This is a genomic window from Bacillus sp. WC2507, from assembly GCF_052656125.1.
Genome location: NZ_JBQXPN010000001.1, coordinates 2,521,036 through 2,543,832, shown reverse-complemented (window position 1 = coordinate 2,543,832; position 22,797 = coordinate 2,521,036). Strand labels below are relative to the sequence as shown.

The window sequence follows — 22,797 nt, the reverse complement described above, 5'->3', positions numbered from 1 at the left end:
GAGATTGAAATATGATAAATCAAACTGAGGTAGTAAATTCAAATAAAAAATCTACTACTTTTGCAGAAGAAATCTTCATTAACTTCAGATGTAATCATATTTGAATAGTAAAAGAACGCTATTTTTTTAATAAGAATCGAGTTTTTTTTACGCTTGATTGCAATTAATATTTTTCAGTTAATAGATGTGTAGCCATATACCTATCAGTAATCTTTGTATTAACAATTATGCGTAACTTCTAGGTCATTATTAGCATAAATTGTTCCGTAAGTAGCACAAAATAACATTCCACCACAAACCTCACTACTCACTTGAAAGTTTATGTTATCTTCAAATGTATCTATACTATTAGGTCTAATTGTATCTACAAGTTTTTTGAAATCAAGAACCGGTAAATATTTCGTTATGATTTCATAGCTTAATAAATTATCTTCATTATTATATGCATTATATTTCTGAATTTCTCTATAAATCGGACTTGGACTATACGGATCATATTGCAATTGTCCATTTTCATCTTCGAATTTTTTTATTTCTTCTTTTACTATATAATCTGGATAATCTTCACTACTTTCATCTTCATCACCAAATTCCCAAAATGGATATTCTATATCACATAAATGCGTTATAATCCACATTAGAAATTGCTCATTTATAAATCCAACATTGGTTTCTAACTCTTTGAATCTATTACCATAATATTTTTTAGCTTTTTCTACCTTTTCTTCTTGAGTCATATTATCCTTCGCCCCTGTTATATCACATCCATCTAAATCTATAAAAATGCTATTGAATTTACCTAAAATGCCCAAATCAACAGTTTTACTCCAGTAGCCTTCACCATCTTTATCAATTATTATCATAATATCCTCCATTCTGCTTTGTTCGTTGCATAAGAAAAAGTGACTCTTTCTTAATAAGAATCACTTCCATTATTTTATAACTTTTCCCTCATTAATCCTCAATTTCAATTCCAGCTTGTTTAAATGGTTCTAATACTTTTGGGTAACACATTGAAATATATTCCACTGTTTTTAGATTGTTTAAATTTCGAAATCCTTCAACAGATATTACATCAAACAAACTGTCTTCACCATCCCAATCTGGCTTTAAGATATGATAAATTTCATTTCCTCCATCAAAGCAAAGGGATTCAATCTTTTCCAAATCACTTGTTTCCAAAATTAACTCTTCTAAAAAATCTCTAATTTGAACAATTGGCCCAGCTCCTGAATACCATTCGAAATTATTCGTATACTTTTCTATTAAGTCTTTTAATTCTTTTAAAAATAATGGCTCTTTATCTAATAAAGCATCAATTACTACTAATTTAAAATTAAAATCCTGAAATATCTCACTCTTCCCCATTTTAAATCCCTCCAATGTTATAATATCCTTACCCAAATTATTATAAGTAAAACATATCCAATTGCAGCTACTTTATTTCTTTCAATATCATATTAAAAAGGGATATGCTTAATTGCATGACCACAATCGAGAAAATATGCATTAAAAATATTTTCTTACTAATTATATTCTTTATATACTTACCTTCGCTTCTCTAGCATCCTGTTTCTTAATTAAGTCTAAGTAAAAATGCGAGACAGTTGTGTTGTAATAAGGAGAAATAAATATGAATGACAGATTAAATGTAAACATACCTATAAATGCTGTTAATAAAAACCAACCAATAAAAGATAACCAAAGAACAAATAACTTGAACTTTTGCCCTTTCATTATTCTTTTACTCTCCCTTAGTGCTTCACTTGCTGTATAATCCGGATTCTCTATTAAAATATAATATGCCATTGAATAAGAAAAATATTTAATAATACCTGGAACAATTAATAACAGGCTCCATAAAAATAGAAAAATAGCCTGCAACACTCCTAATTTCATTGATTTAAACAAATTGTTCTTCCTAAACCCCACAAATACATCGTCCACCTTAGCATCTTCATTTTTACCTAAGCGTAAGGTGAAAACAGAATATCCATAATTAAAGATACCTTGTATGACACTGTAAATTAAGAAACAAATCAGTCCTATAAAAACATAACTTAGAATAAGTAAAACTATTGCTGTTGGATCTACTTGTGGTTGCCCACCAATTGAATAAATCAAGAAAACATCCAAACCAATTACCCCAATAAACAGGCCAAATATTAAATATATAAAACTAGCGATCGCTGATGCACTTAAAGTTGGTACAAAATAGTATAACGCCGATACCCCTATACTTACTCCCCATTTCCCATCTAACGAATTAAGTGCTGCTTTCTTTAAATTTCTGATCAAACTTGCACCCCCTTTTTTTTCATAATTTGGTTAATGAAAATTTTACAAATAAAAGAACTTGTAGCAAGCCCCACTACAAGTTCTTTTAGCTAAACATTTTAGCTTACCAAAACAAAATATACTTTCTACACAATCGGGGTTAATTTCTAAAATATGGTTTATTAAAGTCATTATATAACATAATTACGAATATTCGTTGAACATTCTGTTTTTTTGATAAATCCTCTAAAAAAATTCTTCTTTATGTTCATCTAGATGTAGTAACTCATGTAGCAATATATCTATCATTATCTTTCTCAATAAATCCCATCCTCTTTTTTTCCACAAAAAAAGACACAGAGATTTCTCCCCGTGCCTACTAATTCCTACTTCTTCACCGCATGCACATAATGCACCGTCTCAAAAGCTTTTAAATAATCGTTTCGTCCTTCAAAATATAATGTATGAATATCCTCTGGTGATAAGTGCTCATAAATGAGTAAGCCCGCCTTCTCTAATAGTGCTTCCATTTCGGTAAAAGAAAAACATGATTTCATCGGTTCTCCGCCTACTGCAGCCATTTTTACCATATTTTCAACTCGATTGGACAATCCTTTTTCCGTAAATAAGTTTTCATCCGGATAATCGAATAAGATAGAGCTTCCCTCTGGAACCATCTCGAATAAGTATTCTATTAAACTAGAAAGCTCCTCTTTCGTTAAATAGTACGTAACACCTAATAGGCTAAAGAAAGTCTTTTTATTTTCAAATCCTTCATTTACTAATGTTTGCTTCGAGAAATCTTTAGTAAAATCCATCGAAACAAAATGAAGATTGCTTGGCATTTCATACTCTGCTTCTTTCACTCTTTGTATTTTAAACGCTTGCGTAGAAGGATGATCTACTTCAAATATTTCTATTTTATTCTCTAATTCTCGGTGCCTAAAGCTGAACGTGTCTAAGCCTGCACCGAGTATGACGTATTGTTTCGCTCCCAGTGTAATTTCATGTAGTAATACTCTTTCACAATATGCCGCACGCGCTAAAGGTGTTGGTGATAATTGAACTTGCGTAATCCACTTTAATATTTCTTTCGGATTGTCTTGAAACTGCTGTGCAATGTCTGTATTGAAAAACTGTATTCCTTGAACCATATTCGTTTCAATATCGTTACGTTCTTTTTGTGGAATGAAATCTTTAGCTACATAATCATCAAAGATTTTAGGGCGATCAAATTCACTATGATACGCCCTTCCGAAAGCTGATACTAGAGACGTTACACTTGATTCACCTTTTTTCATGCACATACACTCCTTCATTTTCACAACAAAAATAGGGTTCCCCTGGCCAGGAGAACCCTATTATACACTTTATTTTTACGTTGGTAAATTATAGCATAAATAAGTTTTTTTGTCAAGTTTTCAGCCTGCTATCACTCCGAAACTTTGTATATTCTCTAGCAGGAAAATTGTCGATTCACATTGAATATTCCTGCTTATAACCATACATATGGAGGCCAATATGAAACGATTCGTCATTATTACAGTAGGAAAAACACACAGCGGAAAAACTACATTTGCAAGAGCATTAGAAAAAGAGTTACCCCACTCTTTCGTTATGGATCAAGATAACCAAGCTGAATTTATTAACACGCATTACGAAAAATTACAGCCGGCTGAAGGTGCTAATAATTTTAAGCACGGCCTTTCGAAATTCATTGTTGATTATGCAAAAGAACATACGAGTTTACACCTTATCATTTGCAACTCCAATCGCAGTAAAAACGGAAGGTTATATTTACTAAACGAATTATTTCCACAAAATGAATATGTACGCATACTCGTTCATTTTGATATTCCAGATGATGTACTTTACGAAAGAGTAGCTCAAAGCACGCGAAGTACCAATATTTTTAGAGGTGGTTATTCCAATTTCAAAGAAGTACTCGATCGACAACAAGCTGAATCACTACATGAAGATGTGGTAGATCCTATAGAAAACGAGGCTGATTATTTGTTTGTTATTCGCAATAATCAAGATGTAAACTTTACTATTGAAGAAGTTGTTCATCTAGCTAAAGATTTGTCCCCTATCCAAAAATAAAAGACTATAAGAATTACATAATCATAGATTATTATGCAAATCCTTCCTCTAAGCGCCTAACATGGTATATAATGATAAGATAATCTACTTCTATATGCTCATTTTTACACAAAACAGCTCATGCATATGAAAGAAAAGAGGTACAAAATATGAAAACAAAACAAACAATCGCAGCTTCTACACTAGCTTTAGCAATGATTGCTGGCGCAAACTCTGCTCATGCAGAAGTAACTGACGCTACTCCCCAGCAAAGTACGGGAGATCGATTAGCTGAAATTAAGCAACATAAACAAGAGTTAGATGCGAAATTGCAGCAACACAAAGAAAACGTGGATCAAACATTGAATGAACTTAACAAGGTTAAGGAAAATGTTGATACAAAGGTGAATGAACTACATGAACGTAAACAAGTTGCTGATGAAAAAATCAATGAGATTAAACAACATAAACAAGAGTTAGATGCAAAACTTCAGCAAGACAAGCAAATCGCCGAAGATAAAATCGCGGAAATAAAAGAGCATAAAAAACAAGTAGAAGATAAAGTTGCTGAAGTAAAAGAGCATAAGCAAAATATCGATAATAAAGTGAATGAAATTAAGCAACATAAAGAGAACATCGATCAAAAGGTTAATGAACTTAAGGAAGTGAAAAAGCAGGTAGATGAAAAATTAGCTGAGTTAAAGAAAGCGAAACAAACTGCTGAGGACAAACTTGCTGAGCTAAAAGAAAACAAACCGAATACTGGTAACACGTTAGAGGAACTTAAGAAAATTAAAGGCAATTTAGATAGCCTTTCCGCTAACTTAGAACTGGCTAAACAAGATGTAAAAAACAAACTAGCTGAATTACAAAAAGCTAGAGAAGAATTAATCAATAAAATTAACGAAATGAAACAATCGAAACAAACTGTTTCAGACGATTTAACAAAGAAAAAACAAGACTTAGATATTAAAATCAACGACTTTAAACATACTGAGAAAAAAATTGATGACAAATTAGCTGAGGTACATACAACGAAGCAAAATGTAGATAACAAAATTAATGAAGTATCTCAATCGAAACAAACAGAGACAAAGACTGGTACGACAAACGCAAACAATAATGCTAGAGAACTTCCTAACGCTGGTAATGAGCAATCCAATAATATGGCTTTAGGTATGTTATCTGTATTAGGCGGGATTTTATTAGTAACACGAAATAAAATTAAAACGTTATTCTCAAAATAAAGCCATTATACTTATTAAAAACAATTATACAAGGGCCAACCGCATGTACGGTTGGCCCTTTTCTTTATATTAATTGTCCATCTCGAAGCGTCAATATACGATCACATACATCAAGCATTCTTTCATCATGCGTAATCATAATGGCTGCTTTTTGACTTTCTTTCACTTCGCGTTTCATCATTTCAACGACTTCACGTGCACGTTTTGAATCTAAGCTTGCCGTTGGTTCATCCGCTAATATTAAATCTGGATTGTTCATGAAAGCACGAGCGATTGCTACCCTTTGTTTTTCCCCACCAGATAGTTGGTTTGGATAATGATTTTTTCTTTCTCCTAATCCAAATGCTGCTAATAAGTGATCCGCACGCTTTTCAGACTCTTGTTTGTTATCTTTTTTAAGCTTTGCAATGTAAAGCAATTGTTCTTTTACATTTAAGTATGGAACAAGATTTGCGAATTGGAAAATGAAACCGATTTTTTTCAAACGAATGTCTGTCATTTCCTTTTCTGATAACTTCGTAATATTTTGCTCACGAATGTAAATATCCCCTTTTGATGGTGATAATAAAGCACCCGCGATTGATAATAATGTACTTTTCCCTGATCCCGAAGGACCGACGATTCCGATAAACTCTCCAGCTTTCACATCAAGCGACATCGGATGAAGGGCTGTTACTTCCGTATTCCCTTCTCCGTACACTTTACTTACTTTGTCTAATTTTAATAATGAAGTCATTACATCCCGCCTCCAATTGCTTCTAATGCATCAACTTTTAATACTTGATATAACGAAATAAGTGTTCCTAAAATACTAATTACGATAAAGATTGCTGCATATTGTGCAATCATCGGTGTTGTTAATAAGAACGGCATACCTGCTGGTAAAATTTGTTCTAATCCTTGTACAAGAACAATGCTGATTACCATCGCCACAACTGATAAGAATAACGCCTGTACGACTAAGCTATTTGCTAAATAAGAGTTCTTTGTACCAATTGCTTTTAATACACCTAATTGCTGTGTTTTTTGCAGTGTAATGACGTAGAAGAATACACCGATTAGTAACGCAGCGATAACAAGTAAGAACGCAATGATCATCGTTAATGTTCCTTGCTCTTCTTTAAATCCTGGAATACTTTGTAATACTTCTTTTTTGTCGATAACATGTGCATTTTTAATGTCTTTATCTGTATTCAGCGCAATTGCACTATAATCTTTTTGGTTTGGTTGTGAAATAGCACCCCATACGTCTTCATTTACATAAACGACTGGTGTATGGCTAAACATTTGATCTTTCGTAAATCCAACGATTTTAAATTCTTTCTTTGAAACAGGATCGATAATTGTATCTCCAATATCGATTCCTTTTTCTTTAATTGATTCATCAGCAACCATTTCGTTGTTTGCTGTACCTAATTTCTCACCTTTTACAATTTTCGGTTCTAAAAATGAATCGCGTTCACTTGAGAAAATAGCAACATCAACTTTTTTCGAACTGTCTTTCTTTTCATACGTTGAAACTTTCACACGGAACGGAACGGCCTCTTTCTCGCCTACTTGATTTACTACGTTATTTACATCATCTTGCTTAATTTGTGAACGAAGTAATTTATTTTCCGTATCATCTGCTAAGACGAACTTATTTGCCTCCATATTTTGAATCGATGAAGCATTATCATATGATAATCCATTTGCTAATCCTGAAATAACAAGAACTAAAAATGATAATAACACCATAATCAGTCCGATTAATCCGTATCTTAATTTTGATTGTTTTAATTCACGCAGAGCTAAAAACATTTCGCTCGCTCCTTCCTCTTTCTTTCTATGCACTCATCATAAAAAAGAAATATGAACGGAATATGAACAGAAGATTACAGAGGATAAGGTTAAATTTTCAGAAAGTATTGAAAATAATTTGAATCCTTGATACAATTCAGTCAAATAATATTGACCGAGTAATTTTATTTGAGGAGTTGATCATTTTGAAGCCCATGTTAACACTAACTACTTATAGCCAACTAAAAGCAATAAGCGATCCACTACGTGTCGAAATGATGATGCGTCTATGCGAACGACCTTATACAGGACAACTACTATCTGAAAAATTCGGCATTTCAAGGGCTAAAATTCATTATCATTTAAAAGAATTAGAGAAGAATGGTTTTATAGAAATTGTTTATACAGAAGAAAAGAATGGCATCGTTCAAAAGTTTTATCAATCTGTCGCTAGAGGTTTTACCCCTGCTGCTGAACTATTACCTCATTTAGAAATATTAAGTGAATCAGGTCGCCAAATCTTTTTACAAATGACAGAAAGAACGAAAAGCCATATTCTCGCTGCACCAGAAGAAGCTTTTACATTACGAAAAGAAAGCGAAGATCCAGCTGAGTGGAATTACGTTTCGTCTTGCTGGGAGTTTGATGCAACGCCAGAACAATTTCAAGTATGGGTGAAAAAGTTTCATGAATTAATGGCTGAATTAAATGAGATTGCAAAAGACGCAGATAAAGATCCAAATAGTAAATCTTATTACATTTCTACTACTGCACTACAAATCGATGAGCGAGCAATGCAGCGCTTTGTGAAAAAAGAAGAGGAATAAACTTGTCGGTGTTTGTCGATAAGTCGATATCCCCTGTCGAAACGTCGATATAGTTTCATTTTAAAAAAATCGTAATACGATTTTTTTTACAACAACGGTCAATTTTATTTTACCGAATAAATTTATTATAAAGGAGTAGATTAAATGGACATATTAAAAAACCGGAATTTCCTCTTATTATTTTTAGGGAGAATTTTTACAAACATAGGAGATAGTTTGTACTATGTAGCGGCGATGTGGCTCGTATATAAACTGAGTGGTAATCCTTTCTATTCTGGATTGGCTGGTTCCCTTACATTATTACCTTCTGCACTTCAATTTCTTACTGGGCCATTCGTTGATAGATGGTCAATCAAAAACACACTCGTCATCACACAAGTCCTGCAATGCGTCCTTATATTAATCATTCCTATTACACACTACTTCGATCTATTAACAGTTCAACTACTACTCATCATTATGCCCATCGTAGCCTTTATCGAACAATTCGCCTATCCCGCACAATCAAAAGCTTTACCACTTCTACTGCATAAAACACAATTATTAAAAGGTAATTCACTCTTTTCATTTGCGTATCAAGGCATTGATTTAATTTGTACGACTCTTTCTGGCATATTAGTAGCACTACTTGGCGCAATCACTTTATATGTGATCGACTCCTTAACATTCGCGATTACTGCCCTTCTGTTCTTTTCATTAAAAATGCCAAAGCAAACCGAAGCGGGCACATCACTTTCAACTAAGCAATATTTCTCCGATTTAAAAGAAGGTTTTTCAATCGTCTTTCGTTCCTTAATGGGTGTCTTCTTAATCGGTTCAGTTGTTGCTAATTTTTCTATCGGTATGACGATGGCCATACTCCCTTCTTTCGCTGACTCTTTAGGAGGCGTGAAATCATATGGCTTCTTCTTAGCTGCTATATCAGCAGGTAGTCTCATCGGTGCTTTATTCAGTTCATGGGTTGGCAAACGTAATGTTGGCCGTGTCTCCATTATTAGCTTTGCGACTGGCGCTATCTTTTGGTTTCTCTCTACCATTGTACCGTTCCAATGGCTGTCTATTCTCTTATTCGGCTTAGCTTGGATACCAATTGGTGCGACCAACATATTATTTGCGACAATTAGTCAAATTGTAATTCCAAATCAATATATTGGACGTATCAACTCAGTCATGCGAAGTATGGGCACAATTGCTATGCCGTTCGGTTCTTTAATTGGCGGATACACGGCAAATGTATTTAGTAGCCAACTCATTTTCGCGCTCGCTAGCATCGGGATTTTATTTATTTCTCTCGTATGGCTACTTCATCCAAAATTACGGGCATTACCGAAAGCTGATGAAATTACAGCGGATACTTTTGGGGTTCGGTTTAAAGAAGAGTGCGGGAAAGGTGCGGCTTTATAACAGAAACAAACATAACCCCGTTCTAAATTTGGAACGGGGTTAAACATATAGTTATTTAATTTTGAATGAAAAATACTTCACTAAAAATATAACAATAGCACCAACTAAAACGTTCAATTATCGATTTGATGGCCAAGACCCCTGCATTTTCCTTAATTGAATAATTTGGCCTGTATGATAAGCATCATGAAGCATGATATTTAGTAATTTCCCCTCAAGTGAATTTTGTTCAACCTCTTTTTCAGAAATTGCACTCAATACATGTCTTAAATTATGCTGAGCATTTTCAGAACGTTCAACAACTTTCTTCCATTCCTCATCATCATTGGATTGCTTAGTAAGATAAAAGGTGTCATTACCGTCAAGATTATGTTTCCATTCACGACCTTCTAAGTTTGCAGCAAGCCTCTCTTTGTAATAAATGAGATGATTAACGTTCTCCCAAATGGTATTCGTTTCCTCACCAGATGGTTTCCACATAGCCTGTTCGGCTGTAAGTCCTTCTATAGCATGTTTAAACGGTGCATACCAACTCTCTTTATCGAATGTTGAATCTAGTACGTTTAATAACAAGTCAATTCGTTTCAAAGTAATTTCCTCCCTAAATAGTTAAAGTCTCAATAAAATCCTTATAACTCTGTAGAGATTCTACATGTTTAAATAAACTTCCTCCTGAGCTCACTCCACAAACTCGTCCGATTATGTAATGAAAATGACTCACATTTTTTCACTTTACACGTATACTAGAAACCAAAAAGAAGAGGCCCTTCCGAAGCAGCCTCTTCCATCTATTTTGGAAGCTCAACCTGAACGGTCGTCCCTTCCCCTTTCGTACTATACACTGAAACATTTCCATTATGCAGTTCCACAATCTTCTGCACAATCGATAATCCTAAACCACTACCTTCTACGTTTCTTGCTCTTGCTGTATCTACTTTGTAAAAACGTTCAAAAATACGATCCATTTCTTCTTGCTCCATACCGATTCCGTTATCTGATATAGAGATCATCACACTTGATTCTAATTCTTCTACAACAAATTCAATCGTTCCAGCATCATTTGAAAACTTAATGCTATTCGTAAAAATATTGCTCCATACTTGATGAAGTAAGTTTTCATCACCTTGTATTGTAATGTCCGGCACATCAAATTCAACAGCAATATCTTTTTCACGCCATTTCCATTCGAGCATAAAAATGACGTCTTTAATTTGCTTCTGCAAATTGAATTCTTTTATTTGTAATACTTTCTCTTCTTTATCTAAAGAAGCGAGCGTAAGTAACTGTTTACATAAACTAGACATTCGCTTACTTTCGCCCTCAATAATTCGTAAGTAATGATTTCTTTCTTCTTCACTCATCTTTTCTGATTGCAATGTTTTCGAAAAACCTTGTATAGAAGAAAGTGGCGATTGAAATTCATGCGAGACGTTCGAAACAAATTCTTGTCTCATTTCATCTAATTCTTTTATACTCTTCGTCATCTTCTGGAAGCTTGTAGATAACGTACCAATTTCATCTTTTCGTTTTACATCTAATTCAATTTCATATTTACCACTCGCAATTTTTTGCGTAGCCTTCGTAAATTTACGAATGGGACGAACGATGTAACCTGCTGCAATCGCTATAAAGATAATACTTAATAGTACGATAAATCCAAGTAATACCGCTAAGAAAATTCGCATCTCGCCAAATTGGTTCTGAATGTCGGGACGAATAAATAAAGCGTACTGTTTATCACCGTGTTGCACTGGTACACCGACACTATTTATTAATTCATTATCGAAAAATCCTGTAATAAATAAGCGCGTTGGATATGTGGAAACACCATTAAACGTTTCCCCTTGTAATACTTTATGAACTGTATCGTCGCTAATAGACGTCTTACGAAACGCATTTCCGATACGCTTTCCATTCTTTTGATCATCGACAATATAAATTTCATATCCTAATTTCGCAATAGAATGTAAATACGCCTCTTTATTTTCTTCACTTTGCTTTTCATATAACGATTTAACTTCCTCAGCGTACTTTAAAATCTTTTCACTGTTATACGGTTTTAACTTCACTTGATAGTACACATTTGTTAATAAAAAACCGATAATACTACTAAGAAGCATAATCCCAACCGTCATAAATACAAATCTAGAGTATAGTGATTTCATTTTATTTCAACTCCAACTTATAACCGAGTCCGCGCACCGTTGTAATGTGAAAATCGTCTGTTCGTTTTGAGAAACGATCTCGTAGTCTCTTCACATGAACATCAACTGTTCGTTCATCTCCTTCAAAATCCATTCCCCATACTAATTCAATTAATTCTTCTCTTGAAAATGTTCTTCCAGGATAACTAGCAAGTTGTGATAATAACTCAAATTCCTTTAACGGAAGTAAAATCGTTTGACCGTTACACTTCACTTCAACACCTTTACGATCAATTGTCGTTCCGTGAAGTGTAATAATGTCAGCACTCAGCATTTGATAACGACGCAATAATGCTTTCATACGGAAAATGACTTCAGCTGGTTCAAATGGCTTTACAATATAATCGTCCGTACCAGAAATGAATCCTTTTTCTTTATCGACTAACTGATCCTTTGCTGTTAATAAAATAACAGGGATATCATGATACTTACGAATTTCTTCACATAACGTATAGCCATCAACGAACGGCATCATAATGTCTACTATCGCAAGATGAATGTTTTCCTTCTCTAATACTTCTTGCGCTACCTTCCCATCTTCCGCTTCAAAAACTTTAAACCCCTCTTTTTGTAAATGGTAATGTAGTAACTCTCTAATATGCTTATCATCATCAGCTAATAAAATATGTATCATCTTCATTAAACCCTCTCTCGTTCATCCTTCTACATCACTACATTAAGAAACAATTGAATTTTTTGCAAGAAAAAGAAAAAGAATCTATTTTGAAAAAAGATTATTCAAAATAGATTCTCACGTTTTAGTATTAAGATTATTTTAATGAAAAGTAATTTCTACGCTTTAGAAATATCAACGAATCCTTCTCCAAATACGTCACGAACATCGTGTATAGCGATGAACGCAGCTGGATCTGTAGTTTGAACAATCCGTTTTAGCTTGACTACTTCTTGCTTATTAATAACAACATAAAGAATTTCCTTCGGAGTTTTCGTGTAATAACCATGACCTGAGTACACAGTAACCCCTCTGCCCATTAAGGTAGTTACCTTCCCGGCAATTTCATTCGGGTTATCAGAAATAATCGTAATGGCTTTCTTCGGATTTAAACCTTCAATTACAAACTCCATCACTTTCGTTGCTACATATAGCATAATAATTGTTATCATCAGTTTTTCTGCACCAATGATGAAATAAGATGAAAACGCAACAATTAAATCGAAGAACAGTAAACCATAGCTAATGCTCCATCCTAAATATTTATGCGTCATCCTTGCTAAGATAGTAGTACCTGCTGTTGTTCCGCCAACGCGAATAATAAGACCAATCCCGCATCCGATAAATATTCCACCGAAAATGGCATTTACGAGCATTTCATCAGAAGCAATCGTCCATCCTTCTGTTAAATGAAGAAATAGCGAGTTCGTAACTACAGCGATGATCGTATAAATTGTTGTGATCTTATTCAAAAATTTATAACCAGCTATTAACAATATCGCATTTAAAATTAAGTTAACTAAGCCTGGTGACCACTCAAATAAATAGTACGTAATAATCGTGATACCTGTTACCCCGCCCTCACCAAACTCGTTCGGAATAACAAACAAATTGACACCTAACGCAAAAAGAAATGCACCGATAATAATAAAAATAATGTCTGTCGTTCTTTTTTTCATACAGTACCTCACTTCTTATGTAAATATTTATTCTGTCATAAACTCTCACTATTATATCGTGGAATATTCAAATCGAACAGTGGTTTATTTTTATTTTAATATAGGATGATAAAACAACTTTATCCTATATCCACATGTAATTTAAAAAGTAAAACAACTGTATTTATTATGTACTACAAGTAAAGTTTTGATTTCACATGCAGTTGATGCTAAAAAAATGAATATGAACACTCACTCGCACAAACTTCGAATACAAAGCAAATAGGCGAAGCTATAGAATAGACTTCGCATCAAACATTTGATCCCAGAGATTTATATTCATACATTCCAGAAATAAATTTACTTATCTTTCTCCATATATTCTTTAATCTTTCGTTCTTCCCACTCTTTTCCGAATATCCCAACTGGAAAAGTTGTCAAACCATGTATAACGATACCGATCCCCCAACCTCCAAGTGGATATAAAAACCATAATTTACTTGAATCAGAACTTATATTTATGAAAAAAAGCATTAAGTTAACTAGTATATACACCGTTAAATGAATATAAAACGCTTTTAAATTCTCCACCCTTTTTTTAGCTCGTAAATAATTCTCATCTCGCTCCATATATAAACACCTCTTTCATTATTGTATTTTTTAAATTCGCTCCGATTTAAACATCATATTCAAATCGGAAATCCCTTATTCTCAATAAAATACAAAACAAAAAAGTACCCATCAAATAATCATACACATGATCATTTGATGGATACTGCATGATACATTTGTTATTTACAGAAGTCTAATTAAGACCAAATCCAAACATCATCATTATTTTCAACACTGCTCTTTACCTCATAAACCTTTTCGATATGATCCGTTGTGTTCCAGTTAATAGAACTGCCGCCCCAGCCCACATACTTCATATCAACTTTCACTTTCTCACCCGTTTTAAACACTTGCCCCTTTGTTAAGAAAACATCAATAATAACTTTCTTCCCGTTTAGCGATGGATATTCAACTACGACATATGTAGTAGCACCGTCTCCCTCATCTTCCATCGTTCCTATTTTTGATACTTCACCAATTACATAATCAGGAGAACCGTCTTCTTTCATATGCATGCCCAACTTGTTTGTTGTATTTTCAACTGCAGTTGCAACCATATATTCTGTAAAATTACGCATCCTAGATCCAGTAGCTTTTACTTCATCCCCTACTTTCACATTTGAAAATGAATCCATATATACACTAACAGGTTCTTCGTATTGCTTAGATTTTACAACAATTACACCGTTATCTACTTCTACCACTCGTCCTTCTAATGTTGAGAAATTCGATTCAATAGAAGCAGCACTCGCTTTTGTTAGTTCTAACCCTGGTAAATTCGTTCCTGATAATGCTGCGATCCCTAAAGCACCTGCTAAAATTATTTTTTTCATACCCATTATGAAACATCTCCATTCATGATGATTTTATTTTTGATTGGTATCGACCAACCTGTAACTATTACAGTTACAGGTTATGGAAAATAGCAACCATCTTTCTTATGCAATGTTGCATACTGTAACTTTTAAATATGCAGCAAGAGGACTAAATTCTCGAATTATAATAGTTAATTTAATTCAAAGCTAAAATAACCTTATGGGCACGGTATAAAGAAATTAAGAGCCGCTTTCGGTCCTAAAGTTAGCGAATAGCTTTATAAAAACTCAATCAAAATCTATTCAACGAATTGAAAAATGAACCATGTCGAATTTTATTTTCATAAAATTCAAATTTCAAGGAGGTTTTACAAAATATTACACAGAATTATTCGTATATCGTAATATAATTGGTAATTTTTTACGATTTATTTCATTTTATCTACCACGTTTAGACAAAATGGAAAACCATAGCAAAAGGAGAGATATAGATTGAAAAGAAAAATTAGTACAGCTGTTGTAGGTTTATCGGTATTCAGCTTTGGTCTTTTTGGTGTAAATATTGGGGATGGCGGTGTTGTAAAAGCGGAGCATGGCGATGTTCCTGCTCCTAAACTAGAGAGCCATGCTGATTTCCCTGCCCCAAAATTAGAGGGACATGGGGATTTCCCTGCTCCTAAACTAGAGAGCCATGCTGATCTTCCTGCCCCGAAATTAGAGGGACATGGGGATCTTCCTACTCCTAAATTAGATTCACATGGAGATTCATGGGCTCCTGCTTATGATCATGGAAGACCTCCTATTTCATCATATAATAAAGGGGATACTTGGGCTCCTGCTTTCAATATTGGCGATACTCCTGCTCCGAAACTTGAGGGGCACGAACATTTCCCTGCTCCAAAACTAGAAGCTCACGGTGAAACTATTTAACACACACCCCCTAGCTATATAACTAGGGGGTTATCTTTTCATCCTATTCAGACCTCATGCATACTTTCTCAACTTTTATTTTAGTACTGTGCATGTGACATCATTTTATTAAGATTCTATAGTTAATTATGATCCCTTTCCCCCAAAAAACATGGAAAACACTATAAAAACACAAGGATTGACAGGTTTTACAAGCTTCGAAAATTCAGAATATTGTTTATCAAGAAAAAATTCCATATAATTACTTTTTAATATGTTACCATTATAGTTACAATTATATAGAAAAATATACAAGGGGGCTAATATGAACATTTCATTAAAGGGACATACGTATACAACAAAACATTTAGAAGCTTGGTACCATGCAATCTTAACGCAAAACGTTAAGGAAGCACAAATTCAGTTTCAAGAAGCTAAAAAAGAACATGAAGAAATGCTTTTGAAAGAAACAGAAACATTTCCACTTTATCACTTATATTACGCATTACTCCAGTTCCGCCATACAGCTCTGACAGATGGACTATCAATCACGAAAGATAGTTTTCAAATCATAGAAGACCAGGAAAAACCAGAAGATAAACACTTATCTTATCTATATCATTATTATAAGGCGATTCACTTAACAGCTATCAATAAATATCAGGAAGCAGACGAATATTTCTTAAAAGCACAAACACTTTTATCCGGACACAGTCAAATTGAACATGCTGATTTCTATTACCGATTTGCAACTTATCATTACCATCAACAACAACCAAGTTTTGCAATTGTAAATGCTTCTAAAGCATTAGAATTTTTTGAAACGCAACACGGATGTGAAAGAAATATTTCTTCCTGTTTAAGTGTACTTGGTGCTTCTTATGTAGACGTAGGACATTTTGAACAAGCTGAAGAAAGTTATAACAAAGCGTTAGATATTCTCCAAAAATTAAATGAGGAATCATTACAACTTTTTGTGCGTGGTAATTTAGGACTATTATACGCAAGTCAAAATCTATCTGAAGAAGCAATCCGTCACTTGACGCAAGTCGTCGAAAAAATCCCATCTCACTACAAAGCTATATTCTTACTTGCACAAGAACATGAAAAATTAGGACTTATAGACAAAGCAAACCACTACATTAAAATAGGGAAACAACTTATTTCTGAACTTGGTAATGAAGAGTATAAACATCATTTTGCTATATTAGAAGTTTTCACGAACCAAAATGAATTAGATCAAATTGAACCGATTGTTTTAAAAGGAATTGAATACTTCAATAGAGAATCCTTATATAGTTACGTTTCTGAATATCTTGAAAAACTAGCTCTTGCGTTTTATAACAAACAACAACATGAGAAAGCAAGTTTATACTTCTTTAATAGTACAATAGCAAAAAAATCAAATGAAAGAAGGTTAAAGAAATGAAAAAAACAATTGGTAAAATCGCTTTAGGTATTGCATTTACGGGTATTGCTGCATTTGGATTAAATGCAGGTTTCACAAATCAAGCTGGACACGCTCACTTCCCTTCTCCACCAGCTCCTTCTTTTTCTGAGGGCCATACTGGCGGCGCTCCTGCATTAAACATCGGTGACACTGGTGGGGCTCCTGCTAATTCTGAACATGGTACAGGTTGGTAAGTTAACAAAATTAAAATCTATTTAGATTACCATTTTCATATACTTACAAGGAAACCATTCGATGTAACGAATATTATGTATATACATGATTTCTATTGTGATACACTCTACCCGAGAGAAATTTCCAATACATATGTGGTTTTCAAGTCTAAAAAATACACCTAGTAATTAGGTGTATTTTTATTTTACCTCTCTATCTAATAATTAAAGAATACTCCCCTAAAAATCCCAACAAAAAAACCGAAGAAACTACCTATGCCTCAGACACTTAAAGTACTACGAACGTTGCGATTTTTAGTGACACTCCGTATCCAATCTCACTTTCATCCCAAGTGTGCCTAAAGGCGATAGCTTTCTTATTCAGGAAAAGCTGTAACCTCTCCATTCATGATGATTATATTTTTTGATTGGTTACGACCAACCTGCAACCAATATAGTTACAATTAGTGAAAAATAGCAACCATCTTTCTCATGCAATGATGCATACTGTACTTTTTAATATAAATCGATTATTCCTATATTCAACACTACTGCTAAATTCTTGCATATCAGCAGGTAAACGGATTGATGATGAAGAAACTAATGTCATGCATCATGTTTTTTCAATGATACAGTTTGTATAATTGTAGTCCATTACATTATGTAGGAGCGGTGTTAACATGTTAATAAAACCAAAGAGGTTACAAGCAGGAGATATCGTAGCAACAGTAAGTCCTTCATGGGGAGGCGCAGGTGATTCTGAAATAAGCTGGCGATATGAACAAGGAGTAAAAAGATTAGAAGAAGTTTTCGGTCTTACAGTTGTCCCAATGCCGAATAGTTTAAAAGGTAGCGAATTCATTTATAACAATCCACAAGCTCGTGCGGAAGATTTAATGACAGCATTTAAAGATACGCGCGTGAAAGCAATTATTGCGAATATTGGCGGTGAAGATAGCATTCGCTTACTTCCTTATATAGATTTTAATGTAATACGTGAAAACCCGAAAATTTTTATGGGATACTCTGACGTTACCGTTTCACATTTATTTTGTCATAAAGCAGGTCTTTCCTCTTTTTATGGTCCGGCAATTTTGACCGACTTTGCCGAAAATGTAGAAATGGATCCATATACAATTGAAATGGTAAATCGAACTCTCTTTTCAAATGAAACGATTGGCGAGATTCAATCAGCTCATGAATGGACGAGTGAGCGTTTAGAATGGATAGAGATAAATAAGGATACAAGACGTACAATGCAGCAAAACAGTGGATATGAGCTACTTCAAGGCTCTACTACTGTACAAGGGCGCTTAATTGGTGGTTGTATAGAAGTATTGGAATTTGCAAAAGGAACGGAACTTTGGCCTGAGAAAAAACATTGGGAGAATAGTATTCTCTTCTTTGAAACTTCTGAAGATCATCCAGAACCAAGTTATATAAAGTATTGGTTACGAAATTACGCAGCGCAAGGCATTCTACAAAAAGCAAAGGGTATCATCTTTGGTAAACCAAAAGACGAAATGTATTATGAAGAATATAAACATGAAATACTGCAAGTTATGAAAGAACATAACTTAGAAGATCTGCCGATTCTTTATAATTTAAATTTTGGCCATACCGAGCCGAAGTTTATTTTACCTTACGGTGCGATGGCAGAAATTGATTGTGAAAATGGGTCTTTCTCTATTTTAGAGAGTGGCGTGGAATAAAGGGAAACTTTAAATAAGTATAGCCATTTTCCTGATCCTACAGAAAAAATAGCGTGTTTTTTCATGTTAGAGAGTATTTTATTTTGGTTAGCTTGATAGCGACATGAAAGGACCCCAATAAATAAAATTACTCCTATGAGATATGACTGTGAATTGATACTTTTTAAAAGTATATAATTGGAGGGAGATTACGTGTATGGAAGTAACATTTACAGTAAGTAAATGGGATGAAAAACTAATCGATGATACTAGAAAAGATTTCCCTATCAATATTGCCCATGTTGAATATGATATTGATGGTGAATTAAAAGGAAAAGCTTTTGTTGAATACTTGTTATATTATTTAGACTCAAATATAAATGATGGTCACTTGGCTACTGCTAAAATTTCTGGATTTTTACACTTTGAAGGAATTTATAAGGGGCAACAAGGGACATTTACAGCTATAGAGCAAGGAATATTTGATAAAGGAAATCTAGATTCCCCAGGAACAATTATTAAAGCTACTGGTAACTTAGAAAATCTGAGAGGATCCTATCATTATCAGTTTACAGGTCAAACTAGTAAACTAATTTTAGAGTTTGAATTTTAACAAAATACCTTACATTTTAGCGGAAAGGACATTTCTTGTAATACTAGGAATGTCCTTTTTGTTGACGAGCTTATTCAACTATTTCCTAATAGTTAAGAAAAGAACAGAGTATATTACATAAAATTTTCGTTCTGAGAGGAATTAAAACTCTAAGTCTGAGAGGCATGAAGCCCCCACCTATTCATTACTTTTCCTACTAACTAAAGAATAATCCCAGAAAAACTCCCCTTCATTACTTCTTTTTCAATTTGATTTATACAAGTAAACATCGCAATAATTTTTGTTCGATTTTTTTCATCGGGCTCAAATTGTTCAATGGTTACGTCACAACGAATTGTATCACCGCTAAAAACAGGACGTATAAATTCAAAATCCATCTTGCGAGCTAGTACGTTATAATCACCGCCAATTTTTGTAGGCAGCGTTGATGTTAACAGCCCTTGTACAACAAATCTCCCCTGCTCATCTGGAGTAACATGATGAACACCTTCATCTTTAGATACTTCTGTAAATAAAACAACATCCTCTTTCGTAAAAGTTCGTTCAAAGGTGATTTTTTCGCCTACTTGCAATTTCATCCCTATCCCTCCTCAAAAACACTTTTAAAATAAGAAAAACCGAAACTAAAAATCATTTCGGTTTTTCAATCTAAAGAAGTCTATATTTACTTTAAAGAATGTACAAACAACCCGCTGCGAAGTTTCGGTTCAAACCACGTTGATTTTGGTGGCATAACTTCTCCGGCGTCTGCGATTGCTAATAAAGCTTCCATTGATGTCGGATATAACGAGAACGCTGCTTTATATGCACCGCTATTCACAAGGCGTTCTAATTCTTCTAATCCGCGGATTCCTCCGACAAAATCGATGCGTGAATCAGATCGCGGATCGTGTATTTCAAGTACTTGGCTTAATAAATGATCCTGCAGAATAGATACATCTAAACCTTTCACGAGATCATTTGCATCAAACGTTTCTTCTTTCACAGTAAGCTTATACCATTTCTCGTTTACATACATTCCAAATGATTTTGGCTCATTTGGTTTATACGGAGAACCAGATGCTTCTTCTACATAAAAGTATTGCGTGATTTGCTTTAAAAACTGATCTTCTGATAAGCCGTTTAAGTCTTTTACAACTCGGTTATAGTCCCAAATGGATAATTCATCGTGAGGGAATAAAACCGATAAGAAGAAATTAAACTCCTCTTCTCCTGTGTAATTTGGATATTGTTCTCTTCGCATTAGCCCTACTTTTGCCGCTGAGGCAGAGCGGTGATGTCCGTCTGCAATATACAAGTTAGGAATATCTTCAAATAAGTTTACTAAACTTGCAATTACTTCTTCATCAGCTATTTTCCAAGCAACATGCCTAACGCCGTCTTCTGCTGTAAATGTATAGATTGGCGCATGTTCTTCTTTCCAGCTGGCAATGAAACGTTTCACTTCTTCTTTTGTACGATACGTTAAAAAGATTGGACCTGTATTTGCGTCACACACATCTACGTGACGAATGCGATCTAGTTCTTTTTCATGACGCGTTCTTTCATGTTTTTTAATTGTATCATCTTCATACTCATCAATAGATGTACAAACGACAAGACCTGACTGCGTTCTTCCTTGCATCGTCAATTCATAAATGTATAGCGCTGGCTCTTCATCTTGAATGAACACTTCTTCTCGTATAAATTGATTTAAATTTTCACCCGCTTTTTCATATACACGATCATCATACGGTGAAAGTGCCGGGTCTAAATCAATTTCTGCTTTATCAACGTGTAAGAAAGAAAATGGATTCCCTTTTACAACCTCTTTTGCTTCTTCACTATTTAATACGTCATACGGTAAAGCTGCAACTTGTGCTGCTTTTTCTTCTACTGGACGAATGGCCCGAAACGGTCGGATTTTTGCCAAGTTTCCCTCTCTCCTTTACACAATCATTCGAACGGCTACAACACCTGTAATTTTGCTTATATTTTCCACAATGTTCTCTTTTATTATATCATCAATTCCGTTATCAATATCAATCATCGTGTACGCCCAAGAATGTTTACTACGATTAATCATATCCGCAATATTAATATGATGTTCTGCTAAACATCCTGTAATTTGTCCTACCATGTTCGGAACGTTTTGATGCATAATCGTAATTCGTTTTTTTCCGATATACGGCAGTTCGACGTTTGGATAGTTGACTGAATTACGAATATTTCCTGTCTCTAAATATTCACGTAATTGACGCGCTGCCATGACTGCACAATTTTCTTCCGATTCAGACGTAGATGCACCAAGGTGTGGCGTCGCTGTTACATTTTTCATCTTTATCACATTTTCATTCGGGAAGTCCGTTACGTAATGTGTAATAATATCTTCTTCTAACGCTTTTTGAAGAACCTTTTCATCTACAAGTTCTCCTCTAGAGAAATTGAATAGACGCATTCCCTTTTTCATCGTCTCGATAGCGTGTTCACCAATAATCCCCTTCGTTTGATTCGTAAGCGGAATATGCAGTGTAATATAATCACACGTTGCGAAAATTTCATCTAAACTAAATGCTCTTTGCACATGTGTAGAAAGACGCCAAGCTGTTTCAACTGAAATGTAAGGATCGTATCCGACAACGTCCATTCCTAAAGCTAACGCATCGTTCGCAACTAAAGCACCAATTGCGCCAAGACCGATAACCCCTAGACGTTTCCCCGCAATTTCAGATCCAACAAATTGTTTTTTCCCTGTTTCAACAAGCTGAGGTACTTCTTCACCTTCTAAATTTTTCGTCCAGCTTACTCCATTAATAATGTTACGTGAAGACATAATAAGGCTGGCAATAATAAGTTCCTTTACTGCATTGGCATTAGCCCCTGGTGTGTTAAATACTACAATCCCTTTTTCTGTACAGCGATCTACAGGAATATTATTTACACCAGCACCAGCTCTGGCAATCGCCTTTAAATCTTTTGAAAACTCTTCTTGATGTAAAGAATAGCTGCGAAGTAAAATACCGTCTGGGTGGTCCATTCTCTCCCCTACTTCATAGCGCTCTCCGCTAAGCACTTGCAAACCTTTTTCTGCAATTTGATTTAACGTTTGAACACGAAACATATC

At 34.4% G+C, this 22,797-nt stretch carries 24 protein-coding genes; 9 read left to right on the top strand and 15 right to left on the bottom strand.

All coding sequences use genetic code 11. The annotated features are described in order from the left end of the window. Positions 1–218: 218 nt before the first annotated feature. The 4 genes from ACUN28_RS13655 to ACUN28_RS13640 all read right to left on the bottom strand — a co-directional run bounded on the left by ACUN28_RS13655 (position 219) and on the right by ACUN28_RS13640 (position 3,578). Complete coding sequence (locus ACUN28_RS13655; RefSeq protein ID WP_016087202.1) at positions 219–863, bottom strand: hypothetical protein; 645 nt, start codon at positions 861–863, stop codon at positions 219–221. 91 nt (positions 864–954) lie between these two features. Beyond that, a complete protein-coding gene (locus tag ACUN28_RS13650) occupies positions 955–1,368 on the bottom strand; it encodes a DUF6892 domain-containing protein (protein ID WP_016087201.1) in 414 nt (137 codons plus the stop codon). Between the two features lie 171 nt (positions 1,369–1,539). Next, positions 1,540–2,298, bottom strand: coding sequence for a DUF975 family protein (locus ACUN28_RS13645; protein WP_016087200.1), 759 nt, complete (start codon positions 2,296–2,298; stop codon positions 1,540–1,542). A gap of 365 nt (positions 2,299–2,663) precedes the next feature. After that, complete coding sequence (locus tag ACUN28_RS13640) at positions 2,664–3,578, bottom strand: class I SAM-dependent methyltransferase (RefSeq protein ID WP_016087199.1); 915 nt, start codon at positions 3,576–3,578, stop codon at positions 2,664–2,666. A gap of 208 nt (positions 3,579–3,786) precedes the next feature. On the opposite strand from ACUN28_RS13640, the gene ACUN28_RS13635 reads away from it, so the two are divergent. Further along, positions 3,787–4,380 carry an ATP-binding protein gene (locus ACUN28_RS13635; protein WP_098405510.1) on the top strand — a complete coding sequence of 198 codons (594 nt, stop codon included), beginning with the start codon at positions 3,787–3,789 and terminating at the stop codon, positions 4,378–4,380. Between the two features lie 149 nt (positions 4,381–4,529). Next, positions 4,530–5,606: an LPXTG cell wall anchor domain-containing protein gene (locus ACUN28_RS13630; protein ID WP_016087197.1), complete on the top strand. Its 1,077-nt coding sequence runs from the start codon at positions 4,530–4,532 to the stop codon at positions 5,604–5,606. A gap of 64 nt (positions 5,607–5,670) precedes the next feature. On the opposite strand, the gene ACUN28_RS13625 is transcribed toward ACUN28_RS13630, so the two are convergent. After that, on the bottom strand, positions 5,671–6,342 hold the full coding sequence (locus tag ACUN28_RS13625; RefSeq protein WP_016087196.1) for an ABC transporter ATP-binding protein: 672 nt from the start codon (positions 6,340–6,342) through the stop codon (positions 5,671–5,673). After that, positions 6,342–7,406 carry an ABC transporter permease gene (locus ACUN28_RS13620; protein WP_016136776.1) on the bottom strand — a complete coding sequence of 355 codons (1,065 nt, stop codon included), beginning with the start codon at positions 7,404–7,406 and terminating at the stop codon, positions 6,342–6,344. Before ACUN28_RS13620 ends, ACUN28_RS13625 begins: the two co-directional genes overlap by 1 nt. Positions 7,407–7,591: 185 nt before the next feature. Between ACUN28_RS13620 and ACUN28_RS13615 the strand changes: the two genes are divergently transcribed. Together ACUN28_RS13615 and ACUN28_RS13610 are read left to right on the top strand one after the other, a co-directional pair. Next, complete coding sequence (locus ACUN28_RS13615; RefSeq protein WP_016134904.1) at positions 7,592–8,212, top strand: ArsR/SmtB family transcription factor; 621 nt, start codon at positions 7,592–7,594, stop codon at positions 8,210–8,212. 144 nt (positions 8,213–8,356) lie between these two features. Beyond that, a complete protein-coding gene (locus ACUN28_RS13610) occupies positions 8,357–9,616 on the top strand; it encodes an MFS transporter (protein ID WP_016136777.1) in 1,260 nt (419 codons plus the stop codon). A 117-nt stretch (positions 9,617–9,733) separates the two neighbouring features. Here ACUN28_RS13610 and ACUN28_RS13605 read toward each other — a convergent pair whose 3' ends face one another. The 6 genes from ACUN28_RS13605 to ACUN28_RS13580 form a co-directional block, all read right to left on the bottom strand. Then, positions 9,734–10,204 carry a DinB family protein gene (locus tag ACUN28_RS13605; RefSeq protein WP_016136778.1) on the bottom strand — a complete coding sequence of 157 codons (471 nt, stop codon included), beginning with the start codon at positions 10,202–10,204 and terminating at the stop codon, positions 9,734–9,736. 200 nt (positions 10,205–10,404) lie between these two features. Next, positions 10,405–11,781, bottom strand: coding sequence for a sensor histidine kinase (locus ACUN28_RS13600; RefSeq protein ID WP_016136779.1), 1,377 nt, complete (start codon positions 11,779–11,781; stop codon positions 10,405–10,407). 1 nt (position 11,782) lies between these two features. After that, positions 11,783–12,460 carry a response regulator transcription factor gene (locus ACUN28_RS13595; RefSeq protein ID WP_000781965.1) on the bottom strand — a complete coding sequence of 226 codons (678 nt, stop codon included), beginning with the start codon at positions 12,458–12,460 and terminating at the stop codon, positions 11,783–11,785. 152 nt (positions 12,461–12,612) lie between these two features. Then, positions 12,613–13,452, bottom strand: coding sequence for a YitT family protein (locus ACUN28_RS13590; RefSeq protein ID WP_000747488.1), 840 nt, complete (start codon positions 13,450–13,452; stop codon positions 12,613–12,615). 339 nt (positions 13,453–13,791) lie between these two features. Further along, positions 13,792–14,061, bottom strand: a complete 270-nt coding sequence (locus ACUN28_RS13585; protein WP_000438995.1) for a 2TM domain-containing protein — start codon at positions 14,059–14,061, stop codon at positions 13,792–13,794. A 179-nt stretch (positions 14,062–14,240) separates the two neighbouring features. Beyond that, the gene (locus tag ACUN28_RS13580) at positions 14,241–14,882 is read right to left on the bottom strand and encodes a F0F1 ATP synthase subunit alpha (protein WP_016087191.1); all 642 of its coding nucleotides are present in this window, start codon (positions 14,880–14,882) and stop codon (positions 14,241–14,243) included. Positions 14,883–15,350: 468 nt separating this feature from the next. Between ACUN28_RS13580 and ACUN28_RS13575 the strand changes: the two genes are divergently transcribed. From ACUN28_RS13575 to ACUN28_RS13555, 5 genes are all read left to right on the top strand, one after another. Further along, positions 15,351–15,788, top strand: coding sequence for a hypothetical protein (locus tag ACUN28_RS13575; protein ID WP_016087190.1), 438 nt, complete (start codon positions 15,351–15,353; stop codon positions 15,786–15,788). 304 nt (positions 15,789–16,092) lie between these two features. Continuing rightward, on the top strand, positions 16,093–17,196 hold the full coding sequence (locus ACUN28_RS13570; protein ID WP_016087189.1) for a tetratricopeptide repeat protein: 1,104 nt from the start codon (positions 16,093–16,095) through the stop codon (positions 17,194–17,196). Then, positions 17,193–17,411, top strand: coding sequence for a hypothetical protein (locus ACUN28_RS13565; RefSeq protein ID WP_016087188.1), 219 nt, complete (start codon positions 17,193–17,195; stop codon positions 17,409–17,411). Before ACUN28_RS13570 ends, ACUN28_RS13565 begins: the two co-directional genes overlap by 4 nt. A gap of 659 nt (positions 17,412–18,070) precedes the next feature. Continuing rightward, entirely contained in the window at positions 18,071–19,102 is a 1,032-nt protein-coding gene (locus tag ACUN28_RS13560; protein ID WP_016087187.1) for a S66 family peptidase, read from the top strand. A 196-nt stretch (positions 19,103–19,298) separates the two neighbouring features. Next, complete coding sequence (locus ACUN28_RS13555) at positions 19,299–19,694, top strand: DUF3224 domain-containing protein (protein WP_000454078.1); 396 nt, start codon at positions 19,299–19,301, stop codon at positions 19,692–19,694. 200 nt (positions 19,695–19,894) lie between these two features. Here ACUN28_RS13555 and ACUN28_RS13550 read toward each other — a convergent pair whose 3' ends face one another. From ACUN28_RS13550 to ACUN28_RS13540, 3 genes are all read right to left on the bottom strand, one after another. Next, entirely contained in the window at positions 19,895–20,272 is a 378-nt protein-coding gene (locus ACUN28_RS13550; RefSeq protein ID WP_016087186.1) for a MaoC/PaaZ C-terminal domain-containing protein, read from the bottom strand. An 86-nt stretch (positions 20,273–20,358) separates the two neighbouring features. Next, positions 20,359–21,606 (bottom strand): DUF1015 domain-containing protein, encoded by a 1,248-nt coding sequence (locus ACUN28_RS13545; RefSeq protein ID WP_016087185.1) that lies wholly within the window; start codon positions 21,604–21,606, stop codon positions 20,359–20,361. A gap of 15 nt (positions 21,607–21,621) precedes the next feature. Continuing rightward, on the bottom strand, positions 21,622–22,794 hold the full coding sequence (locus ACUN28_RS13540; RefSeq protein ID WP_016087184.1) for a 3-phosphoglycerate dehydrogenase family protein: 1,173 nt from the start codon (positions 22,792–22,794) through the stop codon (positions 21,622–21,624). Between the last annotated feature and the right edge of the window lie 3 nt (positions 22,795–22,797).